Source organism: Streptomyces yokosukanensis (assembly GCF_001514035.1).
In the GTDB taxonomy this organism is placed as follows: domain Bacteria; phylum Actinomycetota; class Actinomycetes; order Streptomycetales; family Streptomycetaceae; genus Streptomyces; species Streptomyces yokosukanensis.
On sequence record NZ_KQ948214.1, the window covers coordinates 1 to 15,475 of the forward strand.

Here is a 15,475-nt window from a genome sequence, read left to right on the forward strand (position 1 = left end):
GGGTGGTCGACCATGACGTGGCTGATCACCGGCGGAGCCGGATACATCGGGGCGCATGTGGCACGGGCCATGGCCGGCGCCGGGGAGAGTGTCGTGGCGCTGGACGACCTGTCGGCGGCGGTGCCCGAGCGGCTCCCGCCGGGCGTCCCGCTCGTCGTGGGCTCGACGCTGGACGGCGCGCTGCTGGAGCGGGTCTTCAAGGAGTACGGCGTCACGGGCGTCGTCCATCTCGCGGCGCGCAAGCAGGTCGCCGAGTCGGTGGCCGAGCCCATCCGCTACTACCGCGAGAACGTGGGCGGCCTCGCCACGCTGCTGGACGCGGTGGCCGGGGCCGGCATCCGGCGGCTGCTGTTCTCCTCGTCGGCCGCGGTGTACGGCAACCCCGACGTGGACCTGATCACCGAGGAAACCCTCTGCGCGCCGGTGAACCCCTACGGCGAGACCAAGCTGGCCGGGGAGTGGCTGGTGCGGGCGGCCGGGCGGGCGCACGGCATCTCCACGGTGTGCCTGCGCTATTTCAACGTGGCGGGCGCGGCGGCGCCGGAGCTGGCGGACACGGGGGTGTTCAACATCGTGCCGATGGTCTTCGACCGGCTCACCCGCGACGAGGCCCCGCGGATCTTCGGCGCGGACTACCCGACACCGGACGGCACCTGCGTCCGGGACTACATCCATGTCGCCGACCTCGCCGAGGCCCACCTCGCGGCGGCGCGGCGGCTCGCCGAGGGGGACCTGTCCGGCGATCTGACGCTGAACATCGGGCGGGGCGCGGGGGTCTCGGTGCGCGAGCTGATCACCGTCGTCGGGGAGGTCACCGGGGACCGTCGGGAGCCGGTGGTGGAGGGGCGCCGGCCCGGGGACGCGCCGCGCGCGGTCGCCTCGGCCGAGCGGGCCGCCGAGCAGCTGGGCTGGCGGGCCTCACGCGGGGTGCGCGAGATGGTGGAGTCGGCCTGGCGGGGCTGGCAGCTGCACCACGACCGGTGAGCCGGTCGGGGTGAGCCGTACCCACCCTGACCTGCGGAACGTTTCCGCAGGTCAGGGCACATGACAACGGTGTTCAGTGCCGCGTTGCCCCATACCCCCCACCCGTAGTTCACTGGGCCTGCCGAACAGAACACGGAAAGGGCGGTTGTCATGGGGGCAGGGCACGACCACGGGCACGCGCACAGCCACGCGCCGGCCACGGGTACGGCCGCGGCGGCGTACCGGGGCCGGCTGCGGATCGCGCTGGGCATCACGCTCACGATCATGGTGGTCGAGATCATCGGGGGCCTGGTCGCGGACTCGCTCGCGCTGATCGCGGACGCGGCGCACATGGCGACCGACGCCGTGGGGCTCGGCATGGCCCTGCTCGCGATCCACTTCGCCAACCGCCCGCCGAGCACCAACCGCACCTTCGGCTACGCCCGCGCCGAGATCCTCGCCGCGCTGGCCAACTGCCTGCTGCTGCTCGGGGTCGGCGGATACGTCCTGTACGAGGCGATCGAGCGGTTCATGACACCCGCGGACACCCGCGGCGGCCTGATGGTCGTGTTCGGTCTGATCGGCCTGGTCGCGAACTCGGTCTCGCTGACCCTGCTGATGCGCGGGCAGAAGGAGAGCCTCAATGTGCGCGGCGCCTTCCTGGAGGTGGCGGCGGACGCACTGGGCTCGGTCGCGGTGCTGATCTCTGCCACGGTGATCCTGACCACCGGCTGGCAGGCCGCCGACCCGGTGGCCTCGATCGTCATCGGCCTGATGATCGTGCCGAGGACGCTGAAGCTGCTGCGCGAGACGCTGGACGTGCTGCTGGAGGCGGCCCCGAAGAACGTCGACATGGCCCAGGTGCGGGAGCACATCCTGGCGCTGGACGGCGTGGAGGACGTACACGACCTGCACGCCTGGACGATCACCTCCGGCATGCCGGTGCTCTCGGCGCACGTGGTGGTCAGCTCGGAGGCGCTGAGCGCCATCGGCCACGAGAAACTGCTGCACGAGCTGCAGGGCTGCCTCGGCGATCATTTCGACGTGGAGCACTGCACCTTCCAGCTGGAGCCCGGCGGACACGCGGAGCACGAGGCCCGGCTCTGCCACTGACGCCCCGCTCGGGTGTGCGAGACGCCCGGACGATTCCGTTCCCCTTCGGCCGGGCACGATGATCTACCGGGTCCGGCTTCCCGCAGCGCGCCGCGCGCGGACGTGGCGCAAAGTGCCGGGAGTGCCGGATTCGTACGGCAGACTTGGGGTGCGAAGACCGAGGCGAAGGATGGGTATGCCGATCACACCTGCCACCGCGACACACAGCTCGTCGAATGGCACCGAAGAGGCGATTCTGCTGGAACTTGTCGACGAGAAGGGTGTGACGATCGGTACGGCGGAGAAGCTGGCCGCCCACCAGCCGCCGGGACAGCTGCACCGCGCGTTCTCCGTGTTCCTCTTCGACGAGCAGGGCAGGCTGCTGCTGCAGCAGCGGGCGCTCGGCAAGTACCACTCCCCCGGTGTGTGGTCCAACACCTGCTGCGGCCACCCCTACCCGGGCGAGGCGCCGTTCGCCGCCGCGGCCCGGCGCACGTTCGAGGAGCTGGGCGTGTCGCCGTCGCTGATGGCGGAGGCGGGCCGGGTCCGCTACAACCACCCGGACCCCGACTCCGGCCTGGTCGAGCAGGAGTACAACCACTTGTTCGTGGGCCTGGTGCAGGCGCCGCCCGCCCCGGACCCGGAGGAGGTCGGCGCGAGCGCCTTCGTGACTCCGGCCGAGCTGGCGGAGCGGCACGCCCGCGACCCGTTCTCGGCATGGTTCATGACCGTCCTGGACGCGGCCCGTCCGGCGATCAGGGAACTGACGGGCCCGTCCGCGGGCTGGTGAGCGACGCTCCGGCTCCAGGACGCGCGGGCTACGCGGGCTCCAGAGCCTCCGGCTTCAGGTCGCGCGGGGCTCCGGAGCCACCGGCTTCAGGTCGCGGGCTTGAGCGGCAGGGCGGCCCAGATCACCTTGCCGCCGCTTGCCGTGTGCTCCACGTCGACCGTTCCGCCCGCCTCCCGCGCCACCTCACGGACCAGGAGCAGGCCCCGGCCGCCGGTCCGGCCGTGGTCGGCCTCCAGGGCGGTGGGGCGGTAGGGGTGGTTGTCCTCCACGGACACCCGCACCCACTCGGCTCCGACGGCGACCTCCACGGCCAGCGTCGGCGACAGCAGCGCCGCGTGCCGGACCGCGTTGGTGACCAGCTCGGAGACGATCAGCAGCAGGCCGTACTCCAGCTCGTCGGAGACCGGCACTCCCTGGCGCAGCAGCAGGTCCCGGACGGCGTGCCGGGCCTGCGGGACCGAGGCGTCCACCGCTGCCGCGGTGAAGCGCCAGACGCCCTCGTACGGCAGTGGATCGGGCTGCCGACCGGCGCCCCCCGCTGGGCGCGGGCCGTCCCCGCGCCCGTGGTTGTCCATCGTCCGGTCGCCACCCTCGCGCTCGATTGTCACCACACGTCGAGTGTTGGTAACAATCCGCTCCGGTCCGCATGCCTGAACACAAGTCAGCGGGTATCGGGCGGTTTCTGATCGAGCGCGTATGACACGGTCACGTGTGGGACTGTTCCTGTCGCCCGGACGCCGATTCGCGAACTAGTCGGGTGGTATGGGTCCGGACTGCCCCCGCTCGGAGACGAGCCCGACGATACGGCGCCCGCCGTAGCCGGCGGCCACCAGGCCGAGGCCGTCGAAGAGCAGCGCGAGCGAGAAGAAGGCCCCGATGACGTACTGGCTGCTGCTCGGCCAGTGCCCGAGGACCAGGACCCCGAGCAGCAGGTCGAAGGCGCCGAGCAGCAGGGTCCAGCCGAACTGCGGTCCGCGCACCACCACGCTGCCGACCACCCGGAAGAGGCCCGCGGAGAGGAACAGCAGCGCGGCGAACATGCTGAGCGCGGCGGCGGCCGCGTGCGGCAGGCGGATGACGACGATGCCGGCCGCGATGTTCAGGGCGGCCACGACGGCGCCGAGCCAGAAGAAGTTGGTGCCGCGGGCCTGGACGGCGTGCAGCAGGCCGACGATCCCGCCGATCAGCAGCAGCCAGCCGAACAGGAGCATCGAGGTCAGCGTGGCGGCCGCGGTGTAGACGAGTCCGACGAGCCCGGCGAGCACGAGGACCACGCCGAGCGCGGCGAGCCAGCCGAAGCCGCGGTGCATCGACGTCGCCCTGTCCGTGCGCGTGCCGGCCTTGACCATCGCCAGCTCCTCGATCGGCGCTGTTTTCATCCCCCCTTCCCCTTTTGTCCCCGCTGAGCCGGACTCCGTAACTCGCTACCCCCCAGGTCCTGGCGGGACCCCCGATACGATCCGCGCATGGAGCCCCAGCTGTCGCATCAGATCGAAGGCGCTGTCGCCACCGTCGTGATCCGCCACCCGGCCAAGCGCAACGCCATGACCGCGGCGATGTGGCGTTCGCTGCCGCCCCTGCTGGAGGGCTTCGCGCGTGACCCGGGCGTGCGCGCGCTGGTGCTCACCGGGGCGGGCGGGACCTTCTGCGCGGGTGCCGACATCAGTACGCTCCAGGGCTCGCCGGCCGAGGCCCAGACGCTCGCGGTGGCGGCCGAGGAGGCGCTCGCCGCGTTTCCCAAGCCGACCCTCGCCGCCGTGCGCGGGCACTGCGTGGGCGGCGGGGCGCAGCTCGCGGCGGCCTGCGATCTGCGGCTGGCGGAGGAGGGCGCGCTGTTCGGGGTGACGCCGGCGAAGCTCGGGATCGTGTACCCGGCGTCGTCCACCCGGCGGCTGGTGTCGCTGGTGGGACCGGCCGCAGCCAAGTACCTGCTGTTCACGGCCGAGCTGATCGACGCCGGGCGGGCGCTCGCCACCGGGCTGGTGGACGAGGTGCTGCCGGAGGGCGAACTGGACAAGCGGGTCGCGGAGTTGGCCCGGGTACTGGTCTCCCGCTCGCAGCTCACGCAGGCCGCCGCGAAGGAGTTCGCGGACGGCCGGACCGACCGGGACGCACACTGGGCCGAGCGGGCCCGCGGCAACCCCGACACCGCGGAAGGGGTCGCCGCGTTCCTGGAGCGGCGCCAGCCGCGCTTCACCTGGAACGCGTCTACGTCAGGATGAAACGGCTCCGGCCACGCAGCGCCTCGACGACATGGGCGGGCGCCTTGCGCGGGGATCCGGCGGCGTAGGGCGGCTGCGGGTCGTACTCCGTGGCCAGCTGGACGGCCTGCGCGTGCTCGTCGCCGGCGATGCGACCGGACAGGGTGAGCGCCATGTCGATACCGGCCGAGACTCCGGCGGCGGTGACGTATTTCCCGTCCGACACCACCCGCTCCTCCACCGGCTCGGCGCCGAACCGCTTCAGCTGGTCCAGGGCCAGCCAGTGCGAGGTCGCGCGCCGGCCGTCCAGGAGCCCGGCGGCGGCGAGCAGCAGCGAGCCCGTGCACACCGAGGTCGTCCAGGTGCTCGTGGCGTCGACGGCGCGCAGCCAGTCGAGCAGGGGCCGGTGCTCCATCAGCGCCTGCTGGCCCGGCCCGCCCGGTACGACCACGACGTCCGGGCGTGTGACCTCGTCAAGAGCCCGGTCCGCGACGACCGCGAGCGCTCCGGTGTCGGTACGGACGGCACCGGTGCGCTCGGCGGTGAACACGGTCTCGGCGCCGGGGAGTCGAGAGAGGATCTCGTAGGGGCCGACGGCGTCCAGGGCGGTGAAGCGGTCGAAGACGACGATGGCGATCTGCATGGTGTGTCCCTTCCTCGGATGAAGCCTGTCGCCGGTGGGCGGCAGGAGGCGGGTCCGGCGGTCGGTGCGGGCGGGGATCAGCGGGCGACGGCGGGGCGGAAGCGACGGCGGTACTCCGCCGGGGCCGCGCCGAGCGCCTTGACGAACGCGCGGCGCATCGCCTCGGGGGTGCCGTAGCCGCTGGCGCGGGCGACCTCCTCGATGCCGTCGGTGGTGTCCTCCAGCAGACGGCGCGCGTGCTCCAGGCGGACCCGGTCGACGTACCGGCCGGGTGTCATGCCGGTCTCCTCCCGGAAGGCGCGGGCGAAGTGGCGGGGTGAGAGCCGGGCGCGGGCGGCGAGCGACTCGACCGTGAGATCGCCGGCCGGGTGCTCGGTGATCCATCGTTGGACCTCCCGCAGCGGTGCGCGCTGGGCGGTCTGGGCGGCGAGCTGGGCGCTGAACTGCGCCTGGTTGCCGGGCCGGCGCAGGAAGACCACCAGGTGCCGGGCGACGGCGAGGGCCACGTCCCGGTCCAGGTCCTCCTCGACCAGGGCGAGGGCCAGGTCGATGCCGGAGGTCACCCCGGCCGAGGTGGCGACGTGCCCGTCCCGGACGTAGATGGGCTCCGGATCCACGGCGACCTGCGGGTGGTCGCGGGCGAGCTTGTCGCAGTAGGCCCAGTGGGTGGTCGCGCGGCGGCCCTCGAGCAGACCCGCGGCGGCGATCAGGATGGCGCCCGTGCACACCGAGACCAGGCGCGGGACGCCGGGCCCGCGGGCCCGCAGCCAGTCGATCAGCCGCGGGTCGGGCGCCCGGGTGCCCTCGCCGCCGGGCACCAGCAGGGTGTGCGGGTCGGGGACCGTGGTGAGCGCCTCGTCCGGTACGAGGGTCAGACCGCTGGAGGTCCGCACCGGGCCGCCGTCCAGCGAGGCCGTACGGACCCGGTAGGTGCCCGGCGTCCGCTTCTCGGCGCCGGCGAAGACCTCGAGCGGACCGGTGACGTCGAGGCTCTGGACGCCGTCGAAGAGGACGAAGAGGAGGGTGCGCTGCGCCATGCCTTCGATTCTTCGCCGCCCCCGGCATGTCCGCAACGACATGTTTCCCACCTTTTCTGCCATGCGCAGGGCACGCGGCGCCGGGCCCCCGCCCGGCCCCCGGGCCGGGCGGCCCGCCGGTGATGCCGCCCTGATCCCAGGTTGTCGGTGTCACCTGCCACAATTGCCGCGCAACCTCAGTGGAGAAGGCGGTACGGGATCGTGACGACACCCGGATCCATCGAAGCAGGATCCATCGAAGGCAAAATCGCCGGGGAACTCGGCGTACGGGAGCGGCAGGTGAAGGCCGCGGTGGAACTGCTCGACGGCGGTTCGACCGTGCCCTTCATCGCCCGCTACCGCAAGGAAGCGACCGAGATGCTCGACGACGCGCAGCTGCGCACGCTCGAGGAGCGGCTGCGCTATCTGCGGGAGCTGGAGGAGCGGCGGACCGCGATCCTGGAGTCGGTGCGCGAGCAGGGCAAGCTCACCGACGAGCTGGAGGCCCGGATCCGCGGCGCCGAGACCAAGGCGCGGCTGGAGGACATCTACCTCCCGTACAAGCCCAAGCGGCGCACCAAGGCGCAGATCGCGCGCGAGGCGGGCCTGGAGCCGCTGGCGGAGGGCCTGCTGGGCGATCCGACGGTGGAGCCGCTGGCGGCAGCCGCCGCGTTCGTGGACGCCGACAAGGGCGTCGCCGATCCGCAGGCCGCCCTGGAGGGCGCGCGGGCGATCCTCACCGAGCGGTTCTCGGAGGACGCCGACCTGATCGGCGAGCTGCGCGAGCGCATGTGGGTGCGTGGGCGGCTGGCCGCGAAGGTGCGGGAGGGCAAGGAGGAGGCCGGCGCCAAGTTCGCCGACTACTTCGACTTCGCCGAGCCGTTCACCGAGCTGCCCTCGCACCGGATCCTCGCGATGCTGCGCGGCGAGAAGGAGGAGGTCCTCGACCTCGTCCTGGAGCCGGAGGAGCCCTCCGAGCAGCCCGGACCGTCGTCGTACGAAGGAATCGTGGCGCACCGGTTCGAGATCGCCGACCGGGGCCGGCCGGCCGACAAGTGGCTCGCGGACACGGTCCGCTGGGCCTGGCGCACCCGCATCCTGGTCCACCTCGGCATCGACCTGCGCCTGAGGCTGCGCACGGCCGCCGAGGACGAGGCGGTCGACGTCTTCGCGGCGAACCTGCGCGACCTGCTGCTGGCCGCCCCGGCCGGCACACGCTCGACGCTGGGCCTGGACCCGGGTTTCCGTACGGGCGTGAAGGTCGCCGTGGTCGACGCGACCGGCAAGGTCGTCGCGACGGACGTGATCCATCCGCACGTCCCTGCCAACAAGTGGGACGAGGCCCTCGCCAAGCTGGCCCGGCTCGTGCAGGAGCACGGGGTCGACCTGGTCGCCATCGGCAACGGCACGGCGTCCCGCGAGACCGACAAGCTCGCCGGTGAACTGATCTCCAGGCACCCGGAGTTGAAGCTCACCAAGGTGATGGTGTCCGAGGCGGGCGCGTCGGTGTACTCGGCCTCGCAGTACGCCTCGCAGGAGCTGCCCGACATGGACGTGTCGCTGCGCGGCGCGGTGTCCATCGCACGGCGGCTGCAGGACCCGCTGGCCGAGCTGGTGAAGATCGACCCGAAGTCCATCGGCGTCGGCCAGTACCAGCACGACCTGTCCGAGGTGAAGCTCTCCCGCTCGCTGGACGCGGTGGTCGAGGACTGTGTGAACGGCGTCGGGGTGGACGTCAACACCGCGTCCGTGCCGCTGCTCGCGCGGGTGTCGGGCATCTCCTCGGGCCTCGCCGAGAACATCGTGGCGCACCGGGACGCGAACGGCCCGTTCGCCTCCCGCTCGGAGTTGAAGAAGGTGGCGCGGCTCGGCCCGAAGGCGTTCGAGCAGTGCGCGGGCTTCCTGCGCATCCGCGGTGGCGACGACCCGCTGGACGCCTCCAGCGTGCACCCCGAGGCCTACCCGGTGGTCCGCCGCATGGTGAAGACCACGGGCCAGCAGATGGCCTCCCTCATCGGCAACACGGGCGTGCTGCGCTCACTGGAGCCCGCCGCCTTCGTGGACGACACCTTCGGTCTGCCGACGGTGACGGACATCCTCAAGGAACTGGAGAAGCCGGGGCGTGACCCGCGTCCGGCCTTCAAGACGGCCACCTTCAAGGAGGGCGTGGAGAAGATCTCCGACCTGTCCGCCGGGATGATCCTGGAGGGCGTGGTGACGAACGTGGCCGCCTTCGGCGCGTTCGTGGACGTCGGCGTCCACCAGGACGGTCTGGTGCATGTGTCGGCGATGTCGAAGACGTTCGTCAAGGACCCGCGCGATGTCGCCAAGCCCGGTGACATCGTCAAGGTGAAGGTCCTGGACGTGGACATCCCGCGCAAGCGGATCGCGCTGACCCTGCGCCTGGACGACGAGGCGGCCCCGCAGGGCGGCCAGGCAGGCCAGGGCGGCGGACGGCAGCAGCGCGGCGGCGGACGGCCGCCCCAGCAGCGCCAAGGCGGCCAGCGCCAGGGCGGCCAGGGCCAAGGCGGCCAGGGCCAGGGCCGGCGCGAGGGCCGTGGCGGCGGCGACCGGGGCGGGCGGCAGGCGCCGGCCCCAGCCAACAGCGCGATGGCCGACGCGCTCCGCCGCGCGGGTCTGCTCGACCCGAAGAAGCGCTGACCGGGCGGGGCCGGGGCCGTACGGCTCCGGCCCCGTGCCCCATGTGGCCGTATGCCGTACGGCGCCGGGCACCTCGGGCGGGTGGAGCGGGCGGCACGGTACGCCGCGGTGCGCCGGAGCCGACGCTCCCGCGCACCACCGGAGTCAGTGTTCCGTCACCTTGCCGTCCGCGACCTCCAGTCGGCGGGTCACCCGGACCGCGTCCAGCATGCGGCGGTCGTGGGTGACCAGGAGCAGCGTGCCCTCGTAGGCGTCGAGGGCCTGTTCCAGCTGCTCGATGGCGAGCAGGTCGAGGTGGTTGGTGGGCTCGTCCAGGACCAGGAGGTTGACGCCCCGGCCCTGGAGGAGGGCCAGGGCCGAGCGGGTGCGTTCGCCCGGCGAGAGCGACGCGGCCGGGCGCAGTACGTGGTCGGACTTCAGGCCGAACTTGGCGAGCAGGGTGCGGACCTCGACCGGCTCGGTGTCCGGGACGGCCGCGCAGAAGGCGTCCAGCAGGGTCTCGGTGCCGTGGAACAGCTTGCGCGCCTGGTCGACCTCGCCGACCAGGACTGCGGAGCCGAGCGCCGCGTGTCCGGAGTCGAGCGGGACACGGCCGAGCAGCGCGCCGAGCAGGGTCGACTTGCCGGCGCCGTTGGCTCCGGTGACCGCGACCCGGTCCGCCCAGTCGATCTGCAGGGACACCGGGCCGAAGGCGAAGTCGCCGCGCCGGACCTCGGCGTCGCGCAGGGTGGCCACGACCGCGCCGGAGCGTGGGGCGGCGGCGATCTCCATCTGCAGCTCCCACTCCTTGCGGGGCTCCTCGACCACCTCCAGCCGCTCGATCATGCGCTGGGTCTGCCGGGCCTTGGCGGCCTGCTTCTCGCTGGACTCGCTGCGGAACTTGCGGCCGATCTTGTCGTTGTCGTTGCCGCCCTTGCGCCGGGCGTTCTTCACGCCCTTGTCCATCCAGGCCCGCTGCATCTGCGCGCGGTCCTGCAGAGCCGACTTCTTGTCGGCGTACTCCTCGTACTCCTCGCGGGCGTGCCGCCGGGCGACCTCGCGCTCCTCCAGGTAGGCCGCGTAGCCGCCGCCGTAGAGGTTGATCTGCCGCTGGGCCAGGTCGAGTTCGAGGACCTTGGTGACCGTGCGGGTGAGGAACTCGCGGTCGTGGCTGACGACGACGGTGCCCGCGCGCAGCCCGGTGACAAAGCGCTCCAGGCGTTCCAGGCCGTCCAGGTCGAGGTCGTTGGTGGGCTCGTCCAGGAGGAAGACGTCGTAGCGGGAGAGCAGGAGGGAGGCGAGGCCGGCGCGGGCGGCCTGACCGCCGGAGAGGGAGGTCATCGGCTGGTCCAGGCCGACGGCGAGGCCGAGGGAGTCGGCGACGTCATCGGCGCGCTCCTCCAGGTCGGCGCCGCCGAGGCCCAGCCAGCGCTCCAGGGCGCTCGCGTAGGCGTCGTCGGCGCCGGGCGCGCCCTCGACGAGGGCCTGGGTGGCGTCGTCCATCACACGCTGTGCCTCGGCGACGCCGGTGCGGCGGGCCAGGAACTGCCGGACGCTCTCCCCCGGCCTGCGCTCCGGCTCCTGCGGCAGATGACCGACGGCCGCGGTCGGCGGGGACAGCCGCAGCTCGCCCAGTTCGGGCGCGGTGTGTCCGGCGAGCAGCCGCAGCAGGGTGGACTTGCCCGCGCCGTTGGCACCGACGAGACCGATCACGTCGCCGGGTGCGACGACGAGGTCCAGCCCGGAGAAGAGGGAACGGTCTCCGTGCCCGGCGGCGAGGTTCTTGGCGACGAGGGTGGCAGTCATCAGGACGCCGATCCTAACCGGCCGGCACCTGCGGCTCAGCCGCCCGGTGCGCCGGTGACCGGTGCCGCCAGCACCTCTGCCGTCGTGCGGGCCACGACGTACGCCTGTCCCCTGACCGCCCGCGGGTCCAGCGGGACGCGGTGCCGGCCGGGCTCCAGGACCCCGTCGTACACCTCGCGGGTGTGGGTGCGGTAGAGCCGGTCGAGGCGGTAGGCGGTGATCCGTACCCGGCAGGCCGAGGTCACCTCGACATCCGCGGCGCCTTCCCCGGACTTCGCCCGAAAGGCCCCCCGGCTCGCTCCGCTCGCGGCGGCCAGTCCGGTGAGCCGGCGCTGCGGGAGCGGGCTGCGGTCCAGGGCGTGCTCGATCTGGGCGACGAGCAGCGGCACGATCGGGGCCAGGCCGTCCACCCGGGCGACCTCGACCCCGGCATGCTCGAAGGTGTCCAGTACGACGGCCCGTTCGGTCTCGGTGACCGCGCGCCCGAAGGCGACCGCGCCGTAGCCGCGCAGTTCCTCGGCGGGGACGGCGCGGGCGTCCTGCGTGATGTCGGCGCCGATGCCGATGGTGCGCAGCGCGGCGGCCAGCTTGGCCAGGACCGCGACACGGGCGCCGATCAGCAGCACGCGTCGACGGGGCGGGCCTTCGCTCAGCGAGGTCAGGGCGGCCCGGTACTCGGCGCCGTGGAAGCGGAACGGCCCCACTCCCTGGTAGCCGTTGAGTTCCAGGTCGGCGTGTTCGTCCGTCTGCCAGGCGAAATCCCGCCATATGTAGTCCTCGCCGTCGCGCTCGATGACGGCGGTGACCGCCCCGCAGCCCAGGTCCGCGCATTCCGGGCAGCCGTAGATGACGAACCGGCCGTCCGGGAGCGGCGGTTCGGCCTCCAGCAGCAGCGCGCGCACCTGTTCCGTGAAGATGGCGGGCGGGACGTCCGAGGCGAGCGGGGAGACGGCGTCCAGGTCGGACAGCTGGAAGAGCAGCGGACGCCCGTCCACGACGAAGTCCACGAAATCGCGGTGGACCTGGTAGCCGCCGTCGGCGAGCACACCTCCGGCGCGGATCGCCGGAGCCAGGTCGAAGGTCGCGTATGCGCCAGACATGCTGTGAGTATCCCCACCACGGTACGGATGTGAGCGCGCCGGAGGAGAGTCGGCCGGACTGGGCCTATCGTCCTGGCGTGGACAGCGAGCCGAGAGACGAAGTGATCGTGGTCGGGAGCGGGGTCGCCGGGCTGACGACGGCCGTGCTGCTGGCCGAGTCCGGGCGGCGGGTACGGGTCTGGGCGAGAGAGGACGCCGAGCGTACGACCTCGGCGGTCGCGGGCGGCCTGTGGTGGCCGTACCGCATCGCACCCGAGGCGAGGGTCGGCGCGTGGGCGCTGGCGTCCCTCGCCGTGTACGAGGATCTCGCCGAGCGGCCCGAGGAGACGGGCGTACGCCTGGTCGACGGTGTACACCAGGGGATCCGGCTGGACGAACTGGGCGCGTGGGCGGGCCGGACGGCGGGACTGCGGACGGTGGCCGAGGGGCTGGCGGCGCGGTTGCCGGTGATCGACATGCCGGTGCATCTGGCGTGGCTGCGCGCGCGGCTCGGCGCGGCGGGCGGTGCGGTGGAGGCCCGCGAGGTCGACGACCTCGCCGCCGTGCCGGCGCCGGTCGTGGTCAACTGCGCGGGTCTGGGGGCTCGTTCGCTGGTGCCGGACCCCGGGGTGCGTCCGGTGCGCGGACAGCTGGTGGTCGTGGCGAACCCGGGCGTCACGACCTGGTTCACCTCCGCCGACCACAGCTCCGGCGCCTCCACGTACTTCATTCCGCAGCCGGGCCGCCTGCTGCTCGGCGGCACGGCGGACGACGACGACTGGTCCCTGGAGCCCGACCCGGTCACGGCCGCGGCGATCGTCGCACGGTGCGCGGCGGTACGGCCGGAGATCGCCGGCGCCCCGGTACTGAGCCATCGCGTGGGGCTCCGCCCGGCCCGGGACGCGGTACGGCTGGAGCGCCGCCCCCTCTCCGGGGGCCGCGTGCTGGTGCACAACTACGGGCACGGCGGGGCCGGGATCACGGTGGCGTGGGGGTGCGCCCGGGAGGCGGCCGGGTTGGCGTTCCCGGCCGCCTGACAGGACGCCCGGGGACGGCCGAGCGCCCCCGGGCACGTGCCGCCCGGCGGCTACTGCGGGAGGTGCCCCGCCGCGCGGGGTGCGCGCAGCCCCTGCAGAGGGCCGGGCGCGTGAGCCGGGGCCGTGGCCGCGGCGCCGCTGGTGGCGCGGGCGAACGCCGCCGCGCCACCGACCAGCGGCAGCCTGGCCGTCGTACCGGACAGGGCCACGGCGAGGGTCGGCTTCGTGGACGGCGGGTCGATGAGGTCCTTGTCGGTGCCCGCGATGATCAGGGCCAGGCGGTGGCCCTTGGGGACGACATGGTCGGTGGCCGCGAGGCGCAGGGTCATGGTGTACGCCTTGCCCGGGGTGAGCGGAACGCCCTTGGCGGGGGAGGCGTAGTGGCCGAGGTCGGCCCAGCCGCGGCTGAACACCGTGTAGTCGACCTTGGTCGTCTTGGCCTTGGTCTCCTTGAAGCAGGCGCTGTCCCCGGCCGTGCTCTCGCCCCAGCAGGTGCGGTCGGCGAGGGTGGTGATGCCCTCGGCGCCGTCGGCGTAGTCGCGGATCGTGTCCGGGCCGAGATCGACCAGGACGGCGGACAGGTGGGCCGACGCGGTGCTCGGTGTCGCGGTCACCGTCACGGTGGACGAGCCGGACAGCCGCAGGTCGCGGGTGAGCGGCGCGGAGAGGAATCCGGTCTTCTCGGGCGTGGACGTGGTCAGGTGCGCCGCCCAGTCGGTCTCGCTCAGCTTGGGGTCGTCCGTGAACGTCTCGGTGCCGGCCGCCGGGCGCAGGCCGAGCGTGCCGACGCCGGGCCGGGTGCCGGGGGCGGGGTGCAGGACGGTGGTGCGGGTGGCCTGCGGGGGCCAGACAGGGGAGGTGACCCACTGGTCGGGGTGGCGTTCGATGTCGGCCATCGGCTCGCGGTCGATGCCGTTGTCGTAGCCGAGCAGTTCATGGTCGAACCAGCGGTGCAGGGTGTCGACCCAGGCGCCGCGCCGGTAGTCGAAGGGGTCGACGTGCCCGGTCTGGGACAGCCAGATCTTCCGCGCGACACCGTGCCGGGCGAGAGCGTCCCACCACTGGCCGAAGTGCTTGGTGCGGACGTTGAGGTCCTGCATGCCGTGCACCAGGAACACGCTGGCGCGTACCTTCGCCGCGTCCTTGACGTAGTCCCGCTCGGTCCACAGCGAGGTCCAGTCGCCGCTGCGCGGGCTGCCGTCGGTGAGTTTCTTCTGCACGGCCGCGCAGTGGGCCTTGGCCGCGTCGCTCTCGACGTAGCCGGCGAGGCCGGCGGGGCCGCCGTCGTACAGCGGGGCGCCCTGCGCGAAGTAGTAGTCGTACCAGGAGGAGATGCCGCTGATCGGGACGATGGTCTTCAGGCCCTTGACGCCGGTGGCGGCGACGCCGTTGGCGATCGTGGCGTCCCAGCTCTTGCCGATCATGCCCGTCCTGCCGTTGGTCCAGCCGGCTTTGACGGTGTGTGTCCCGGTCCGGCTGGTGTAGGCCGTGGCGCGGCCGTTCAGCCAGTCGATCACGGCCTTCGCGGATCGGACGTCGGAGCGGCCGCCGACGTCGACGCAGCCGTCGGAGCGGTTGGTGCCGGCGAGGTCGACGCCGACGACGGCGTAGCCGCGGGGCACGAAGTAGTTGTCGTAGAACAGCGGCATCTGGACCAGGTGGCCCTGCGCGTCGTACGTCTTGACCTGGTTCTCGTTGCCGCGTCCGCAGCAGGAGTAGTAGGGGCTGGCGTCCATGATGACCGGCACCTTGCGGCCCTGGTGGGCGGGTTCGGCCGGCCGGACGATGTCGGCGGCGACCCGGTCGGTCTTCCCGTCGCCGTCCCCGTCGAGGCCCGTGTCCACCCATACGGACTCGCGGATGGCGTGGGCGTAGGAGTAGACGGGCCGGCTCTCGCGGGTCGTCCGGCTCTGGTGGGTGGCGGCCTGCGCGGCGACCGGGGTGAGCAGGGCGGCCGTCAGGATGGCGACGACCGCTGTCGCGAGCGGTCTCCAGATCGTGAAGCGGCTGCGGATGAAGGTGCGAATCAGCATGCGCGGACGGTACTCCGGTGAACTCCCGTACAGAAGAGCACTTTACGGCGGCACGCGGGCCCATGACGGCTGAATGGCGATCGTGTGACAGCAGGGGCCATGGACAGGTCAGGGGCCACAGGGACTGAATAGGCTCCGAACAGAGTTCTCCGAACGGACCTGCAGTCCCGACGAC

Annotated in this window: 13 protein-coding genes; 6 read left to right on the forward strand and 7 right to left on the reverse strand. The window is 72.8% G+C overall.

Going from position 1 to position 15,475, the window contains the following annotated elements; all coding sequences use genetic code 11:
• The first annotated feature begins 12 nt into the window (after positions 1 to 12).
• The 3 genes from galE (at position 13) to idi (ending at position 2,845) form a co-directional block, all read left to right on the forward strand.
• Positions 13 to 984 (forward strand): UDP-glucose 4-epimerase GalE, encoded by a 972-nt coding sequence (gene galE, locus AQI95_RS22245; RefSeq protein ID WP_067126394.1) that lies wholly within the window; start codon positions 13 to 15, stop codon positions 982 to 984.
• 150 nt (positions 985 to 1,134) lie between these two features.
• A complete protein-coding gene (locus tag AQI95_RS22250) occupies positions 1,135 to 2,076 on the forward strand; it encodes a cation diffusion facilitator family transporter (RefSeq protein WP_067126400.1) in 942 nt (313 codons plus the stop codon).
• Positions 2,077 to 2,251: 175 nt separating this feature from the next.
• Entirely contained in the window at positions 2,252 to 2,845 is a 594-nt protein-coding gene (gene idi / locus AQI95_RS22255) for an isopentenyl-diphosphate Delta-isomerase (protein WP_067126404.1), read from the forward strand.
• An 86-nt stretch (positions 2,846 to 2,931) separates the two neighbouring features.
• Here the strand turns inward: idi and AQI95_RS22260 are convergent, their stop codons facing one another.
• Entirely contained in the window at positions 2,932 to 3,420 is a 489-nt protein-coding gene (locus tag AQI95_RS22260; protein WP_067127414.1) for an ATP-binding protein, read from the reverse strand.
• A gap of 174 nt (positions 3,421 to 3,594) precedes the next feature.
• On the reverse strand, positions 3,595 to 4,194 hold the full coding sequence (locus AQI95_RS22265; protein ID WP_067126407.1) for an HdeD family acid-resistance protein: 600 nt from the start codon (positions 4,192 to 4,194) through the stop codon (positions 3,595 to 3,597).
• Positions 4,195 to 4,311: 117 nt separating this feature from the next.
• On the opposite strand from AQI95_RS22265, the gene AQI95_RS22270 reads away from it, so the two are divergent.
• Complete coding sequence (locus AQI95_RS22270) at positions 4,312 to 5,067, forward strand: enoyl-CoA hydratase/isomerase family protein (protein WP_067126410.1); 756 nt, start codon at positions 4,312 to 4,314, stop codon at positions 5,065 to 5,067.
• On the opposite strand, the gene AQI95_RS22275 is transcribed toward AQI95_RS22270, so the two are convergent.
• A complete protein-coding gene (locus AQI95_RS22275; protein ID WP_067126413.1) occupies positions 5,054 to 5,689 on the reverse strand; it encodes a DJ-1/PfpI family protein in 636 nt (211 codons plus the stop codon). The two genes, AQI95_RS22270 and AQI95_RS22275, sit on opposite strands and share 14 nt — an antisense overlap.
• Positions 5,690 to 5,766: 77 nt before the next feature.
• Positions 5,767 to 6,726, reverse strand: a complete 960-nt coding sequence (locus AQI95_RS22280) for a GlxA family transcriptional regulator (protein ID WP_067126415.1) — start codon at positions 6,724 to 6,726, stop codon at positions 5,767 to 5,769.
• A 201-nt stretch (positions 6,727 to 6,927) separates the two neighbouring features.
• On the opposite strand from AQI95_RS22280, the gene AQI95_RS22285 reads away from it, so the two are divergent.
• Positions 6,928 to 9,366: a Tex family protein gene (locus AQI95_RS22285; RefSeq protein WP_067126417.1), complete on the forward strand. Its 2,439-nt coding sequence runs from the start codon at positions 6,928 to 6,930 to the stop codon at positions 9,364 to 9,366.
• Between the two features lie 144 nt (positions 9,367 to 9,510).
• Here AQI95_RS22285 and AQI95_RS22290 read toward each other — a convergent pair whose 3' ends face one another.
• Together AQI95_RS22290 and AQI95_RS22295 are read right to left on the reverse strand one after the other, a co-directional pair.
• The gene (locus AQI95_RS22290) at positions 9,511 to 11,151 is read right to left on the reverse strand and encodes an ABC-F family ATP-binding cassette domain-containing protein (RefSeq protein WP_067126420.1); all 1,641 of its coding nucleotides are present in this window, start codon (positions 11,149 to 11,151) and stop codon (positions 9,511 to 9,513) included.
• Between the two features lie 35 nt (positions 11,152 to 11,186).
• Positions 11,187 to 12,251: an oxidoreductase gene (locus AQI95_RS22295; protein WP_067126423.1), complete on the reverse strand. Its 1,065-nt coding sequence runs from the start codon at positions 12,249 to 12,251 to the stop codon at positions 11,187 to 11,189.
• Between the two features lie 101 nt (positions 12,252 to 12,352).
• Here AQI95_RS22295 and AQI95_RS22300 point away from each other — a divergent pair, with 101 nt between their 5' ends.
• On the forward strand, positions 12,353 to 13,267 hold the full coding sequence (locus AQI95_RS22300) for an FAD-dependent oxidoreductase (protein ID WP_067127417.1): 915 nt from the start codon (positions 12,353 to 12,355) through the stop codon (positions 13,265 to 13,267).
• Between the two features lie 50 nt (positions 13,268 to 13,317).
• On the opposite strand, the gene AQI95_RS22305 is transcribed toward AQI95_RS22300, so the two are convergent.
• Positions 13,318 to 15,300, reverse strand: coding sequence for a Xaa-Pro dipeptidyl-peptidase (locus AQI95_RS22305; protein ID WP_067126426.1), 1,983 nt, complete (start codon positions 15,298 to 15,300; stop codon positions 13,318 to 13,320).
• Positions 15,301 to 15,475: the final 175 nt, after the last annotated feature.